This window comes from Actinoplanes sp. ATCC 53533 (assembly GCF_003947245.1).
The window spans coordinates 1-14,363 of record NZ_QHHV01000327.1; the positions used below are offsets into that span (position 1 = coordinate 1).

The window sequence follows — 14,363 nt, forward strand, 5'->3', positions numbered from 1 at the left end:
GCCGCCGTCCGCGGACATCTTGACGCCGAGCGACTTGAACTTCGGGTTCTTACCGCGCTTGGCGTCCGGGTCCTGGCTGTAGCGGTTCAGCTTCAGCGCCACGTTGGTCGTGCTGCCGCCCTTGGCCTTGTTCCAGTTGTTCAGCCCGGCCGGGACCATCGTCACCGAGTTGACCTCGGCCAGCGCGTTGCTGTTGGGCTTGGTGTAGAAGCGGTAGCTGACCACGCTCTTGGTGGACAGCATGCCGGCCGGATACTTGATCTCCGGGTAGTACCGCGTGGCCGTGTTGGTCAGCGTGTACCAGCCGGCCTTCTTCACCTTGTAGTCGAGGACCGTCATCTCGGGCTCCCAGCCCCGGTCCTTCTTCGTCTTGACCGTCTTGCCCTTGTAGACCAGGGTCGCGGTGGCCTTGTCGCCGCCCTCGCTGCCCGTGTCGTTGCGGTTGAAGTACGGGTCGGTGAACATCTCGTTCATCTGGAACGAGACCCGGCCGTAGAGCGTGGTCGGCAGCTGGGTGCTCGGACCCCAGGCGGCGTTGTAGAAGCGCACCGCGTACGTCTTGCCCGCCGCGATCTTGCGCTCCGCGAAGTACGAGCCGATGTTCCAGGTCTCGCCGTTCTTGGTGGTCGCCGACGTGCTCGACCGGACGTGCCAGGAACCGGTGGACAGCCGCAGTTTCACGCGGGTCGGCTGGTCGGCGGTCCACAGGCCGCTGTACATGTCGTCCGCGCATCCGCGCTTGATCGGCTGCACGGCGACGTCGGTGTAGTTCGAGCCCTCCGGGCCGAGGCGCGAAACGACCGAGACGGTGCCGAGCGACGAGCGCTTCACCGTACGGCGGGGTGTCTTCGGCACGCCGGTGGTCTGGTGCACCACCGCGTACGCGTCGGCCAGGCCGGAGCTGTCACTCCACGTGCCGAGGGCCGCGAAGGCGATCTTCTTGGAGGTGGTCGGGATGGCGTACAGGTCGTCGCCGTACGCCTCGACGTCGTAGCTCGCCCCACTGGTCTTGGCGCAGACCCGGGCGCTGAGGCTGCGGGACAGGCCGACCGGCGCCGGGCTCACCGCGAGGTTGACCCGCCGGCCCTGGCGGGCGTCGACGGTCAGCTTGGCGGACCCGGACACCTTGACCGTGCGGCCGCCGAGCGTGGTCGTGTTGCCGGTGGCGATCGAGGTGAGCACGGCGTAGCTGCCCTTGGGCAGCTTCTTCTTCTTGTTGCTGCGGGCGGTGTACCGCGAGCCGCTGGAGAGGTTGACCACGGTGGCGGCGACCGACACCTTGGCACCGGAGCGGTTCAGCACGGTGAGGGTGAGGGTGTGGGTGGCCGCGACGGCGGCGCCGCCGGTGCTCAGCACCAGAGCGGGGACGATGGCGGTGACGGCCAGGCAGCGCCCGAGACGGGCCCGGCTGAAGAATGGAAGCACTGGGACTTTCCCCTTGGTTGGAGGGGTGACGTCGGCCGTAAGTCCGGCATGACATCGAGAGAGATGCCGGTGATCATGCCACAGCAGCGCCCGCCGCGTTGTCCCTCACATGACCGTTACCGCCCACTGTGGATGTTCCGTCCTGTCAGCTCTGAGCAACCTTGCCGTTCTCACCATCGTGTGATGGCAAGAGAAGTCAGCCGGGCGTGGGTGTATTCGTGGGGAATTCCCATGAGTGGCGGATTCGTTTCCGCTGCCGCGAACTCCGCCATGGTGATCGAGCCGGACAACCCAACCCGGTGTACGGCGACCGATAGCCGGAAATTGCGCCTGATCATCCGACTTGCCGACCGGGACACTGTGGACAGTCGATGCGGTTTAACGTTGCCGTCAATGCGAGTCGTGCAGCAGCTCACGGGCACCAGGCCAGTGCCGTGACGACCGCAGACGGCCGGCGCCGAACGCGATGCGGACCGGGGGGAACCCTCCGCCCGCCGACTACGTCTGAACCGACGAACGGGGTGCTCGATGTCCAAGATCAGTCCCAGTCCCGATCGACTCAAGCAGGGATCGGTTCGTGTGATGACAGTGCTGAGCGTGGCGGCGATCGTCACCAGTGTCGGCGGTCAGCCGGCCGGTGCGAATCCGTTCGGCTCGACCGCCTGCACCGATCCGGCCGGTGTCGTGCCGATGAATTGCGTCAATCTTGCGAACAATAACGACCACGCGTTGAACTACGTGAATCTGGACCAGATCGACCAGTCGATTCCCGGACTGGGCACCGCGGTGACCGCCGCCATCGGCGACCTCAACGGCACGGACCTGCACGTCTACCGCGACGAGAACGACTCGCTGCCCGACGTGTGGGTGCACGACTGGAACTACGGCGCCCTCGACGGGGTCGTCGCCTGGGTGGTGTGCCCGGCCGACAACACCGGTCAGGGCGGCGCGAACCCCAACCGCTGGTGTCGCGGGCAGGACCTGAATTTCAACGTCTATTACTGGGCCAGCGACAACGGCGTCTATGACACCCCGGCCCAGCGGCGCAACGTCGCCTGCCACGAGCTGGGCCACACAGTTGGCTTGCGGCACCGCACCGACACCCGGGCCTCCTGCATGTGGAGCTTTGCCAGTGATAACGGTGGCACCACCTATGACAACCACGACCGCGGCCACGTCAACGGCCGTTACTGAGCAGCGACCATCATGGGGGAGAAGATGAAAAAGGTACATCTCGGAATCGCCGGGGTGGCGGTCGGAGCCCTGCTGGCCACCGGTTGCTCATCGGCGGCTGATCCGGCCCGGACGAACGCGGCGGCCTCCGTCGAGTCGGGGACGACCGCCGCCGATCTGAACGCCTTCTACGCGGAGGACTCGAAGTTCTACGAGCCGATGCGGCAGAAGACCGAGGGCGCCCTGCTCGTCGCGCCGCCCCCGACGGTCAAAGCGGCCACCGGGGAGTCCACCGTCGTGGTGTCCGGCAAAGTCGGCGAGGTCGCCGCGCAACGGGTCATCGGCAACGTCCAGACGATGCGGGTGGTCCTCACCGACATCGACGTGCTGCACGGCAAGCTCCAGCCCGAGCTGGGCGGCAAGGTCGCCGTGGAACTGTTCCTGGGCGAGCCGGTGAACGTCGAGAAGCAGATCCAGGGCTTCCAGGCCTCGCTCCCCAAGGGCTACAGCATCTGGTTCCTGCGGTGGCAGGGCAACAAACGCCCGGTCACCAAGCCGGGGGCGAATCCCGCCGAGGATCCCGCCGACGCCTCCCTCTACGGCGTGGTGCACCGGCATGCTGTGTTCGCGCAGGGTCCGGACGGCGTGACGAACGCGATCGCCGAGCACGATGCCGAGGGCAAGCCGATGCCGGGTCTGCAGGCCGAAGGCGAGAAGCTCGGCAAGCTGAGTGACCTGGCCGACCAGGTTCGCAAGTCCTGAGCCGCAGTCCGGCCGGAGCGTGCCGGGGCGTCGCTGCCTCGGCACGTTCCGGCCGGCCCGCCTCGAGCCGGAGTGTGACTTCTTGATCAGCGCGACTCTGCGGCACCAGCGAGAGCTCAATCTGGGATCGGCCGGCCGGTGGGACGACTTCGCCGGTCACCGGCGACGGGTCACCGATTTGATCCTCGGCCACCGCACCGGGCGGCCGTCCAGCCGGCTCGTCGTGCTAGGCGCGGGCAACTGCAACGACCTCGAACTGGCCCGGCTGCTGGCCGGCTTCGCCGACGTCGATCTGGTCGACATCGACACCGAGGCCTTGGCCGGTGCTGTCCGTCGGCAGCGGCTGCCGGACGGCGCCCGCCTCCGGCTGCACGGCGGCGTCGACCTCACCGATCCGGCGCCGGACCGGCTCGAGAGGCTGTCGCGGGGCGACGTCGTGGTCTCCACCACCGTGCTGACGCAGCTCCTGGACGTCGCCCTCCAGGCCGGTGCCACCGGCCCGGAGCTGCTGACGGTCCGCGACGACCACCTGCGTCTGATCACCGGCCTGTTGGCTCCGCGGGGGGTCGGCATGCTCGTCACCGACGTCGTGTCCTCCGACACGTGCCCGCAGCTGCGCACCACCGGAACCGGCGGGCTCGGGCCGCTCCTGGCGGAGGTCGTCAACGGCGGGAATTTCTTCACCGGCGCCAACCCGTTCGCCATCGAGCGGTGGCTCAGCACCAGCCCGGATCTGCGGCTCGACCGCTTCGGCATGGCCCCGCCGTGGCGGTGGGACATCGGCGACCGGAGCTATCTGGTGTCCGCGCTGGCCTTCCGGAAGCAGGCCGAGTGGCGCACGATCAACGCCGCCGGGTGACGCAGCACATGGGTGCCGGGTCCGGCCAGTGCGGGAAAGGCCATACGACGCCGCACAGCCGGCGGGCCTTCCCTCCGGATCGCCGTTCCGGCAAGCTGATCGGTATGGGCGAGGTGCTTCCGATGCCGACTGTCGGCGACGTCTTCCTTGACGTGCGCGGTGACGACCGCACGATGCGGGTCAGCTACCACCAGGACCGCGAGGTCGTCGTCGTGTCGCTGTGGGCGGGCGCAGCGTGCCGGGGCTCCTTCCGCTTGGCCGCCGACGACGCGGGCAGGCTGGTCGCATTCCTCTCCGGCATCGTGTCACCGGCTGGCGCGCCGGACGCGCCGGACGACACCGAGATTCAGGCGGATGCCGACACGATCGCGGCGACTCCCCAACGGACGGCGCCGTCTCCCGAGCAGACCGGCGACGTGAGCATGCTTGCGCTGCCGAAAAAGCCGGTGCCACGGGTCGCTTGACCGAATCCGGCGCAGGATACACGTGTACACGGCGACCATTAACAGATCTGGCACACTCCATCCGTAAACCTGACGTGTACCTAGCGTGATTCGCTATGAGGTTGATGGGGACCGCCGAGATCGCCAAGGCGCTCGGCGTGGGCCGGCAGCGGGCGTACGTCATCTCGCGGCAGCGTGGATTTCCCGAGCCGCTGGCCACCCTGGAGATGGGCGCCGTGTGGGACGCGGAGGTCGTCGAGGCGTGGATCCGGGAGCACCGGCCGAACCTCGCCGAGGACCCCGAGGGCGACGCCTAGGCCGGGCCCTGCGATCCCCCGCTGACCAGTAGAAACACCAACAAGCGGGGGATCGCGTGGCTCAGGAGGCGAGCAGCCGTCCGACCTCCTCGGCGCGGTCGCCCAGGGCGGTGCGCAGCGCGGCCGCCGTCTCCTCGCTCGACTGGTACGGGCTGGCCAGCGCGCCGACCACGGCGTTCGCGATGGCCTGGTAGTCCATCCCGGCGAGCACCAGCTTCGCCACCTGCTCCGGGTCGTCCTCGGCGGCCTCCTTCAGCAGGGTCAGCATGTCGGAGAACAGCACTTCGTGCGTGGTGCGCCCGGTGCGGCCGACGGTCTGCTGCCACGGCGCCACGCGCAGGGCGTTGCGCTGGGGGTTGTCCTTGGCGCTCGCGCTCATCCGGGCGGTCCACCACGCGTCCATGCGGGCGTTGAAGTCGGACTGGGTGATCGTGGCCATGTCGTCGTCCTCGGCTTCCAGTAGGCCCCAGGGCCGGGTGTCGCGTTCCTGGGCGGTCGTGTAGCGCGCGGAGAAGTGCGCATGGTGGGTGTGGGCGTTCGCCCCGGTGTAGCGGCGTGCCGTCCAGCCCCACGAGCGGGACCAGATTCGGCCGTTGTAGATCACGTTCTGCAGGCGGGCGTCCCGGCCCTGGCGGTGGCGGTGGCGATGATCTCCACCGCCTTCTGCATCGTCCAGCCGGACCTGCGCAGGTCCTTGTCCACATCGATGGCGTGGACCTCGTTGATCGAGTCGGCGTCCTCGGACGGCGTGTTGCCGGTCTCGTCCGGGTTGTGGTCCGACGAGCTCTGGGAGTGCGCGGTGTCGCCGATGGAACCGTCGCTCGACTTGTCCCGGCGGGGCGCGAGCGCGTTGAACTCACTCCTGAGGGTCACCAGGCATGGCACCAGGATCCAGCTCGCCATCGGACGCCTCCTCCCACGGGTCGGGGACGGGCTCGCCCGCGTACTGCTCAGCGGGGCCGGGGTCGTGCGGGTCGGCGTACTTCTCACCGGCTGCGATGTCCTCGGCAGAGAGTCGAGGCTGGGGGGCCTGTCTCTCCGGGACGGACGGGTCGGTCATCGCGTCTCGCTCCTGAAATCGGGGGGATTCGGTCCGGGCGGGACCGATGTTGGCTCGGATGCGAGCCGGGTGAGTACCCCCGACGGGCGATGGACATGCCGATTCACCCGGAATAACCGGGATGTGCCACCCCAGGGGCACGAAATTGTGCGCGTTCAGCCCGGGGGATTGATGATCATCTGAGCGCCCGAGCCGCGGGCGGCCAGCCGGTCCTCCGGGTTGATCAGCTTGCACCGCTGCAGGCTCAGGCAGCCGCACCCGATGCACCCCGTCAGCTGGTCGCGCAGCCGTTCCATCATCGCGATGCGGGCCTCCAGCTTGCGGCGCCAGCGCGCCGACAGCCGTGACCAGTCCGCCTTCGTCGGCGTGCGGTTCTCCGGCAGCTCCGCCAGGGCTTCCCGGATCTCGTCCAGCGAGACCCCCACCTGCTGGGCGATCCGGATGAACGCGACCCGGCGCAACTCGTGCCGGTCGTAACGGCGCTGGTTGCCGCCGGTACGGGTCGAGCGGATCAGTCCCTCCCGCTCGTAGTAGCGCAACGCCGATTGGGTGACACCGCTGCGGACAGCCATGTCGCCGATGGTGAGGAGCTCCACTCCTGACATCCCCGATTTTACTTGAGTTGAAGTGAACTTTAACTTGCAGGCTGGGGTGCATGACCACGACAGCGGAAAAACCAGACCTGCTGGGCACTCTACTGACCCGGCTGACCGGCGACGAGAAGCACGCGCCCAGCGCGCACTCGACGCTCGACGTGCTGTGGGTGCTCTACGACCGCATCCTGCGCGTCTCCCCCGACACCGTCGACGAACCCGACCGGGACCGGTTCCTGCTCTCCAAGGGGCACGGGCCGGCCGGCTACTACGCCGTACTCGCCGCCAAGGGGTTTTTTCCCGTCGAGTGGCTGGACGATCTCGGCGGGCCGGAGAGCCGGCTCGGCCACCATCCCGACCGGGTGCTGATCCCGGGGGTGGAGATCGGCACCGGTTCGCTCGGGCACGGCCTCGGCCTGGGCGTCGGCACCGCCCTCGGGCTGCGCGCTCAGGGCTTCGACGCCCGGACGTTCGTGCTGCTCGGCGACGCCGAACTGGACGAGGGTGCCAACCACGAGGCGATCGCCTACGCGCCCGCCGCCGGGCTGAGCCGGCTCACCGCGATCGTGATCGACAACCAGTCGGCCACGCACGGCTGGCCCGGCGGCATCGCCGGCCGGTTCCCGGGCTGGTCCGCCTCCACGGTGGATGGCCGGGACCACGGCGCCATCGAGACCGCCCTGCGGCAGCAGGACCCGGACCGGCCGCGCGTTGTCGTCGCCGTCGTCGAGAAGAAGGGCTGAAGATCATGCGAGACACCTTCGTCGCCACCACCACGGCGCTGCTGGAATCCGATCCGCGGACCGCTGTGGTCCTGGCCGACATCTCCGGCGAGGCGTTCGCGCCCGCTCAGCGCCGGCATCCGGATCGGGTGATCAACGTCGGCATTCGCGAGCAGTTGATGACCGGCGTCGCCGGTGGGCTCGCGCTGACCGGGCTGCGGCCCTACGTGCACTCGTACGCGCCGTTCGTGATCGACCGGACCTATGAGCAGATCAAGCTCGACCTCGGCCACCAGGATGCCGGCGCGGTCCTGGTCAGCATCGGCGCCTCGTACGACGCCTCCAGCGAGGGCTACACCCACCAGTCTCCGGGCGATGTCGCCCTGCTGGACACCCTTGCGGGCTGGACCGTGCACGTACCCGGCCACCCGAACGAGGTGCCCGCGCTGCTGCGGGCCGCCGCGCGGACCGACGACCGGATCTACGTGCGGCTGTCGACGCAGCTGAACAGCCGGGCGTACGCGACGACCGACGAACTGCGGGTCGTGCGGCGGGGCTGGGCCGGGGCGCCGGTGGTGCTGGCGGTCGGGCCGATGCTCGACCCGGTGCTCGCCGCCACCGCCGACCTGGACGTCACGGTCGCGTACACGCTGACGCCTCGGCCGCTCGATACCGGGGGTTTGCGGGAACTGGTCAGCCGCGAGGTGGTTCTGGTGGAGCCCTACCTGGCGGGCACGTCGAGCCGGCTGGTGGCGGCGGCGCTGTCCGACGTACCGCATCGGGCTCTGCACCTCGGGGTGAGCCGCGTGGAGCAGCGGCGGTATGGCACCCCCGCCGACCATGCGCGCTGGCACGGCCTGGACCCGGCCGGGTTGCGCGCGTCGATCAGCGACTTCCTGCGGGCCGGCCGCGGCTAGGCCGCGACAGTGAATGCGGCAGGGGTGCGTCGCTCGCGGAAGGCGTGCTTGAGCAGCGCGTCGACGTGCCACACCTGCTCCGGCTCGGCCAGGCGCATCCGGAACCGCTCGCGAATCCCGTCCACCGCGGTCGCGGCGACGTCCACCACCGACGTGCGCAGGTCCGGGTTCCAGGTGACGTCGCTCAGGTGGCGCAGGTTGGCGTTCAGGTGCAGCCGCAGCCGGTGCAGCACCCGGGTCTCCTGGGTCACGACCACCCGGCGGTACGTGAGCAGCAGCAGGAACTCCCCGGCCAGCGGCCGGTCCGGGCTGATGCACCTGGTGACCAGCACCGTCGCATCGTCCGGTTCCACGCAGCGGCGGAAGATCGGCATGTGCCGGCTCACGGTGGGGATCGCGACCCCGGCTTCGGCGGCGGCGGGCAGGAACGTACGGGAAAACACGTCCATGTGAGGTTTAACGGTGGCCGAACGGGGAAGGATCGGGCAAGCGACGATGAATATCGAATTACAGAAGCTCAAGCACCGTGGCGTTGGCCATTCCGCCGCCCTCACACATCGTCTGCAGCCCGTAGCGGACGCCCGTCTGTCGCATGTGGTGGATCATCGTCGTCATGATCCGCGCGCCGGAGGCACCCAGCGGGTGACCGAGGGCGATCGCGCCGCCGCGCGGATTGAGCCGGGCCGCATCACCGCCGGTCTCCGCCAGCCAGGCCAGCGGCACGGGCGCGAACGCCTCGTTCACCTCGTACACTCCGATGTCGCCCAGGGTGAGGCCCGCCTTGGCCAGCGCCTTCGCGGTGGCCGGGAGCGGCGCGGTCAGCATGATCACCGGGTCGGCGGCCGCGACCACCGCGGTGTGCACGCGGGCCAGCGGCCGCAGGCCGTGCGCGGCGGCCCAGCGTGAGGTCGTGACGGCCAGGGCCGCGGCGCCGTCGGAGATCTGCGACGCGGACCCGGCGGTGACCACCCCGTCGGCCTTGAACGGCGTCTTGAGCGCGCCCAGCTTCTCCACCGTGGTATCGCGCCGGATGCCCTCGTCCCGGGCGATGCCGCCGACCGCGACCACCTCCGCGTCGAACTCGCCGGCATCCTGCGCCTTCGCCGCCGCGGCGTGGCTGGCCAGCGCGTACTCGTCGAGCTGCGACCGGGAGAGGCCCCACCGGGCGGCCATCATCTCGGCGCCGACGCCCTGGTTGAAGACGCTGGTGCCATAGCGCTCGGCGACCGCCGCGCCGTACGGGTCGGCACCCGCCGCGCTGGAGCCCATCGGCACCCGGCTCATCGACTCGACGCCGCCGGCCACCACCAGGTCGGCCTGCCCGGACAGCACCGTCGCCGCGGCGAAGTGCAGCGCCTGCTGGCTGGACCCGCACTGCCGGTCCATCGTCGTGGCCGGCACCGACTCGGGCCAGCCGGCCGCCAGCACCGCGGTGCGGCCGATGTTCCACGACTGCTCACCCACCTGGGAGACACACCCCCACATGACGTCCTCGACGTCCACCGGATTGATGCCCGTGCGCTCGGCCAGCGCCCGCAACACCACCGCCGACAGGTCAGCCGGATGCACCTCCGCCAGCCCGCCGTTCCGCCGCCCGACAGGAGTGCGTACCGCCCCCACGATCACCGCGTCTCGCATACTGCCGACGTTACGCCGGACTGCCATAGTGGTGACCATGTCGCCTCTTCAGTGGCGGGTCCGGCCCGTCCTGCCGATCGTCAGGCTGCTCGGCGCAGTGGCCCTGGTGGTGCTCGTCGTGGCCTTCGGCCGCGAGGATCCGGTGCAGTGGGTCATCGCGATCGTGGTCGCCGCCGCGCTGACCGGCTGGGCGGCCCGGGACCTGGTCGCACCGGTCCGGCTCAGCGCGGACACCAGCGGGATCACCATGGTGGTCGGCTTCGTCCGGCGCCGGCACGTGGCCTGGCCGCAGGTCGAACGGGTACGGGTGGACCGTCGCGAACGACGGGGTCTGCGCAACCAGCTGTTGGAGATCGACACGGGCGACAGCCTGCACCTGTTCAGCGTGCACGAGCTGGGCACGGACCCGGCCGAGGTGGCCGAGGCGCTGAACGCCCTGCGGGCCAACGCCCCGCTCTAGGGCGGTCAGGTCAGGGACAGGGTGTGGTAGACGGCGAGCAACAGCAGGATCACCAGCACCGCCGCGCAGCCGACGCCCTGGACCAGGTTGCGTCTCTCCTTGGGCGCGTACGCCAGGATGGCCGCCACTATCGCACCCACGACCAGGCCGCCGAAGTGGCCGGCGACCGAGAGGTTCGAGATCACCAGGGTGAAGACGACGTTGATGACGATCACCGGCAGGATCGGCGCGACGCTCAAGTTGAGCCGCTTGAGCAGCACGAAGATGGCCGACATCATGCCGAAGACCGCCGTCGACGCGCCCGCGGTCATGCTGTTGGAGGCGGAGAACAGGTACGCCGCCACGTTTCCGCCGAGGCCGGCCAGCAGGTAGAGGCCGACGAAGCGGGCTGTGCCGAGCACCCGCTCGACGTCGCGCCCGAGGAACCAGAGCGCGTACATGTTCATCAGCAGGTGCAGGACGCCGTAGTGCAGGAACATCGCGGTGAACAGGCGATACCACTCGCCGTGGGCGATGCCGTGCAGGGCCACGTCGCCGGCCGGGCCGTACGCGGCTGAGCCGAGCACCGCGCCCCACTCGGTGAGCGGGGTGCTGCCGCCCAGCAGGCCGCCCCAGCCACCGCCGGCCACCGCGTTCGACCCGCCGCTCATGATCGAGATGAGCATCACGACGACGTTGATGCCGACGAGCGCCTTGGTGGCCGTGCCGGCGCGGCCGGTCACGCTACCGCCGAAGGCGGTACGCGCCGGCCGCTGTGTGCGCCTGCCCTGGGCAACGCACTCCGGGCACTGGTGGCCGACCGAGGCCTCGTTCATGCAGTCCGGGCAGATCGGCCGCTCGCAGCGGGTGCAGCGGACGTAGGTCTCTTTCGACGGATGGCGGTAGCAGACCGGCGCCGTCACCGGAGACTCACTCATACCGCAACGATACCCGGACGGGGTAAACCGACTACGCGCGCTCGATCTCCACGCGTTCCACCACGACGTCCTCGCGGGGACGGTCGCCGGGACCGGTCGGCGTGGTCGCGATCGAGTCGACGACCTTGGCCGACTGCTCGTCGGCGACCTGGCCGAAGATCGTGTGGCGGCGGTTGAGGTGCGGGGTGGGGCTGACCGTGATGAAGAACTGCGAGCCGTTCGTGCCCGGGCCGGCGTTCGCCATGGCGAGCAGGTACGGGCGGTCGAACTGCAGTTCGGGGTGGAACTCGTCGGCGAACTGGAAGCCGGGGCCGCCACGGCCGGTGCCGGTCGGGTCGCCGAGCTGGACCATGAAGCCGGCGATGACGCGGTGCGAGATCGTCCCGTCGTAGTACGGGCCCTCGCCCTTCTGGCCGGTGCGCGGGTCGACGTAGTCCTTGGTGCCTTCCGCGAGTTCCACGAAGTTGCGCACGGTCGCCGGCGCGTGATCCGGGAAGAGCTGCAGCCGGATCGGGCCGTGATTGGTGTGCAGGGTGGCGTAAAGAGTCTCGGCCACGGGTACTCCCATCAGTGTCGCGGTCGCCGGTCCGCTACGTCGGGATCGGCGCAGGACAGTTCTTTGCAGTTCGGATCCTCCCCCATGTGTCTGATCCGGCTACGCGGGGGTACCCAAGAGGGCAACATGACGTGGGAGATCGAGCCACAGGAGGTGGGCACTGGTGTTCGCAACGATGCGACGGAAGAACCGCAGCGCGAAGATGAAGAACGAGCTCGGCCAGAGCGTTGATCACTTCAAGCGTGCGGCATCGATCGCCGCACACGAGACCAGCGCGACCGTGGGCCCCAAGTTCCACGCCGCCCGCGACCGCGTGCAACCGACGGCGGCCAAGGCCAAGGACGCCGCGTCCAACAGCTGGGACAGCGCCCTGGCGACGCTGACTCCGCTGGTCACCGCCGCGACCGAGAAGGCTCAGCACATGGGCAGGGACACGGCCAAGGCCAGCAAGAAGAACGCCAAGGCCAGCAGAAAGATCGCGAGGAAGAACGCGAAACGGCTCGAGAAGCGCGCCAACAAGACGCTGGGCCGCAACCAGAAGAGCCGGTCGGGCGTCAAGCTCGGCGGCTTGCTGCTGGCCGGCGCCGCAGTGGGTGCCGCGGGCGCCTACGTGGTCCGCAAGCGTAGCCAGGCGCAATGGGACGAGTACGACCCGACCCCGGTCACGTCGATGGCGGGGACCACCGGGGCCGACGACGCCGCGTTCGAGCCGGCCGACCTGTCCGGCCCGGCGGGCCTCGTCACGCCGGCGGACAAGACCGAACCGGTCATCGCGGTGAACACCGACACGGCCGATCAGACCTCTTCGGCGCAGCACAGCCCGAAGGTGGCCCGGATGGCCGGCGGCGGACAGAACAAGAGCTGAATCCGGCAACGGATTCGTGCAGGCGGGTGGGCGCTCCATGCGGAGTCGTCCGCCCGCTTCGCCGCGTCTTCAGCCCTCGGCCTAAGCGTGTCCTCAGCCACCGGCCGAAGCCTGTTCTCAGCCCTCGGCCGAAGCCTGTTCTCAGCCCTCGGCCGAGGCACCCTGGCGGGCGCGGACCGGATCCAGCGCCGGCCCCTGGGGCAGCAGTGCGACCAGCTGTCCCGGGATCGGGTCGGGCTCGACGCCGGCATAGCCCAGCCGCGGCAGCACGTCCCTGCTCGCGACCGGGTAGCGCCGCCCGGTGTCCGTCACGATGCTGACCGTGCCGGTGCCCGCGGGAGCCGTGGGGGAGGCGGCCGAGACCACCAGCGCGCCCTTGCCGCGGGGCACGTGCACCAGGTCGGCCTGCACGCCGCCCGGAACGGCCGGCGCGCCGGAGACCGGGCTGCCGCCGGGCGCCGTGGGGCCGATCCGGATGCTGATCGCGCCCTTGCCGTCCTCGCCGTCGTAGGTGAGGCACACCTGCTCCGGGCCGTTGAGCAGGACCGGGACGGCCGGCGGGAAGCCCGCGGCGCCGGCCTCGGCGACAAGCTGGGTCTGGGAGTGCGGCAGGTTGCTGTAGACGTTGAGGTCCATGCCCTGCGGGTCGGACGACTCCGGGTCGGCCCGCAGGAGCCTCGCCTGCACGTCGGTGAGGTCTGCCACACCGTCGCCGAGCACCACGCCCCACTTCTCGCCGCCGGCGGTGCCCGTTCGGATCTGCAGCAGCTGGCCGATGTCGGCGTCCGAGATCGCCGGTGACCGGTCGCCGAGGTCCTCGATCGCCGGCGGCTTCAGATCCGGCCCGATCGGCACGGCGTTGATCCACGCCGCCGCCACCCGCAGGGGCTGCTGGTTCCAGCCGAGGAAGTCCTGCGTCCGCTGCAGCTGGCCGGCCGGGATCAGGAACCGCTTGTTGTTGTAGATCAGATACGTGCGACCGGCCGGATCGGCGACCAGCAAACCGCGCAGGCCGGCGGCGGGGGTGTCGGCCTGCGGCACGGGCAGCACCGTGCCGTCGGTGAGCCGGACGCCGACCGCCAGCAGGCTCTGCGCCGGGGTGCCGGAGCCGGCATCGGTCGGCGTCCGCGAGCAGACCGTCCACAGCCGGTCGACCAGCCCGTCCTTGGCCGCCGGCAGCGAGTCGGGCGCGTCCGGGATGCCGAGCGGGTCACCGAGCGCCACCTTGGCCAGGCTCTGCGACGAGGCCTCGACCATCTCCGGCTCGGAGGCCTTCGCGATCAGCAGCGCCGAGCTGTAGTTGAGCACCGGGTGCATCCGGTCGTCGGACTTGAGGTAGACGAAGCGGGCGCCCGAGCCCTTCTCCAGGAAGACCACGGCCTCGTTGCGGGGCTCCACCGTGCTGCGGCCCTTGAGCAGGCCGTAGACGGCCGCGCCGCCGACCGCGAGGCAGGCGACGACCAGGCTGATCAGCGCGGCGCTGCCGGCCCGGCGCAGCGGGGAACGGTGCGGATCGGGGTCGTGGGTGACCAGCGCGGCCACCACCCGCTGCTGCGAGTACTGGTACGAGTGCAGCTGATCCTGGCGTGACGGCACGCGGCTTCCCTCCCCAGGGCGACCCCGTCACTGTAAAGGTCGGCGGGTGGCAGCGGGGGG

General features: G+C 70.0%; 19 protein-coding genes. 9 read left to right on the forward strand and 10 right to left on the reverse strand.

Translation table 11 applies throughout. The features are described from left to right. A partial coding sequence (locus DMB66_RS55775) for a hypothetical protein (protein ID WP_148112897.1) occupies positions 1-1,425 on the reverse strand: 1,425 nt, incomplete at its 3' end. A 597-nt stretch (positions 1,426-2,022) separates the two neighbouring features. On the opposite strand from DMB66_RS55775, the gene DMB66_RS55780 reads away from it, so the two are divergent. The 5 genes from DMB66_RS55780 to DMB66_RS55800 all read left to right on the forward strand — a co-directional run bounded on the left by DMB66_RS55780 (position 2,023) and on the right by DMB66_RS55800 (position 4,979). Beyond that, a complete protein-coding gene (locus tag DMB66_RS55780) occupies positions 2,023-2,619 on the forward strand; it encodes a matrixin family metalloprotease (RefSeq protein ID WP_158647689.1) in 597 nt (198 codons plus the stop codon). 24 nt (positions 2,620-2,643) lie between these two features. Further along, positions 2,644-3,360 carry a hypothetical protein gene (locus tag DMB66_RS55785; protein ID WP_125812130.1) on the forward strand — a complete coding sequence of 239 codons (717 nt, stop codon included), beginning with the start codon at positions 2,644-2,646 and terminating at the stop codon, positions 3,358-3,360. 82 nt (positions 3,361-3,442) lie between these two features. Further along, a complete protein-coding gene (locus DMB66_RS55790) occupies positions 3,443-4,219 on the forward strand; it encodes a hypothetical protein (RefSeq protein ID WP_125812131.1) in 777 nt (258 codons plus the stop codon). Then, positions 4,192-4,683, forward strand: a complete 492-nt coding sequence (locus DMB66_RS55795; protein WP_148112898.1) for a hypothetical protein — start codon at positions 4,192-4,194, stop codon at positions 4,681-4,683. The genes DMB66_RS55790 and DMB66_RS55795 overlap by 28 nt, the downstream gene beginning before the upstream one ends. Before the next feature lie 95 nt (positions 4,684-4,778). Continuing rightward, complete coding sequence (locus DMB66_RS55800) at positions 4,779-4,979, forward strand: hypothetical protein (protein WP_199753218.1); 201 nt, start codon at positions 4,779-4,781, stop codon at positions 4,977-4,979. 61 nt (positions 4,980-5,040) lie between these two features. Here the strand turns inward: DMB66_RS55800 and DMB66_RS55805 are convergent, their stop codons facing one another. From DMB66_RS55805 to soxR, 4 genes are all read right to left on the reverse strand, one after another. Further along, a complete protein-coding gene (locus DMB66_RS55805; RefSeq protein ID WP_125812133.1) occupies positions 5,041-5,583 on the reverse strand; it encodes a hypothetical protein in 543 nt (180 codons plus the stop codon). Beyond that, positions 5,580-5,852: a hypothetical protein gene (locus DMB66_RS55810; RefSeq protein ID WP_158647690.1), complete on the reverse strand. Its 273-nt coding sequence runs from the start codon at positions 5,850-5,852 to the stop codon at positions 5,580-5,582. The genes DMB66_RS55805 and DMB66_RS55810 overlap by 4 nt, the downstream gene beginning before the upstream one ends. Continuing rightward, the gene (locus DMB66_RS62005; protein WP_158647691.1) at positions 5,836-6,039 is read right to left on the reverse strand and encodes a hypothetical protein; all 204 of its coding nucleotides are present in this window, start codon (positions 6,037-6,039) and stop codon (positions 5,836-5,838) included. The genes DMB66_RS55810 and DMB66_RS62005 overlap by 17 nt, the downstream gene beginning before the upstream one ends. A 155-nt stretch (positions 6,040-6,194) precedes the next feature. After that, positions 6,195-6,644, reverse strand: coding sequence for a redox-sensitive transcriptional activator SoxR (soxR, locus tag DMB66_RS55815; RefSeq protein WP_125812135.1), 450 nt, complete (start codon positions 6,642-6,644; stop codon positions 6,195-6,197). Between the two features lie 50 nt (positions 6,645-6,694). On the opposite strand from soxR, the gene DMB66_RS55820 reads away from it, so the two are divergent. Beyond that, a complete protein-coding gene (locus DMB66_RS55820; protein WP_125812136.1) occupies positions 6,695-7,375 on the forward strand; it encodes a transketolase in 681 nt (226 codons plus the stop codon). Positions 7,376-7,380: 5 nt separating this feature from the next. Beyond that, positions 7,381-8,271, forward strand: coding sequence for a transketolase family protein (locus DMB66_RS55825; protein WP_125812137.1), 891 nt, complete (start codon positions 7,381-7,383; stop codon positions 8,269-8,271). On the opposite strand, the gene DMB66_RS55830 is transcribed toward DMB66_RS55825, so the two are convergent. Together DMB66_RS55830 and DMB66_RS55835 are read right to left on the reverse strand one after the other, a co-directional pair. Further along, complete coding sequence (locus DMB66_RS55830; RefSeq protein WP_125812138.1) at positions 8,268-8,720, reverse strand: hypothetical protein; 453 nt, start codon at positions 8,718-8,720, stop codon at positions 8,268-8,270. The two genes, DMB66_RS55825 and DMB66_RS55830, sit on opposite strands and share 4 nt — an antisense overlap. Before the next feature lie 58 nt (positions 8,721-8,778). Further along, complete coding sequence (locus tag DMB66_RS55835; RefSeq protein ID WP_125812139.1) at positions 8,779-9,909, reverse strand: acetyl-CoA C-acyltransferase; 1,131 nt, start codon at positions 9,907-9,909, stop codon at positions 8,779-8,781. Between the two features lie 37 nt (positions 9,910-9,946). On the opposite strand from DMB66_RS55835, the gene DMB66_RS55840 reads away from it, so the two are divergent. Beyond that, a complete protein-coding gene (locus DMB66_RS55840; protein WP_125812140.1) occupies positions 9,947-10,369 on the forward strand; it encodes a PH domain-containing protein in 423 nt (140 codons plus the stop codon). Between the two features lie 5 nt (positions 10,370-10,374). Here the strand turns inward: DMB66_RS55840 and DMB66_RS55845 are convergent, their stop codons facing one another. Together DMB66_RS55845 and DMB66_RS55850 are read right to left on the reverse strand one after the other, a co-directional pair. Further along, positions 10,375-11,286, reverse strand: a complete 912-nt coding sequence (locus DMB66_RS55845; protein ID WP_125812141.1) for a rhomboid family intramembrane serine protease — start codon at positions 11,284-11,286, stop codon at positions 10,375-10,377. Positions 11,287-11,317: 31 nt separating this feature from the next. Further along, positions 11,318-11,842, reverse strand: coding sequence for a peptidylprolyl isomerase (locus DMB66_RS55850; protein WP_125812142.1), 525 nt, complete (start codon positions 11,840-11,842; stop codon positions 11,318-11,320). A 175-nt stretch (positions 11,843-12,017) separates the two neighbouring features. On the opposite strand from DMB66_RS55850, the gene DMB66_RS55855 reads away from it, so the two are divergent. Beyond that, on the forward strand, positions 12,018-12,707 hold the full coding sequence (locus DMB66_RS55855) for a hypothetical protein (RefSeq protein WP_233625548.1): 690 nt from the start codon (positions 12,018-12,020) through the stop codon (positions 12,705-12,707). 141 nt (positions 12,708-12,848) lie between these two features. On the opposite strand, the gene eccB is transcribed toward DMB66_RS55855, so the two are convergent. Further along, positions 12,849-14,303, reverse strand: coding sequence for a type VII secretion protein EccB (gene eccB / locus DMB66_RS55860; protein ID WP_125812144.1), 1,455 nt, complete (start codon positions 14,301-14,303; stop codon positions 12,849-12,851). Between the last annotated feature and the right edge of the window lie 60 nt (positions 14,304-14,363).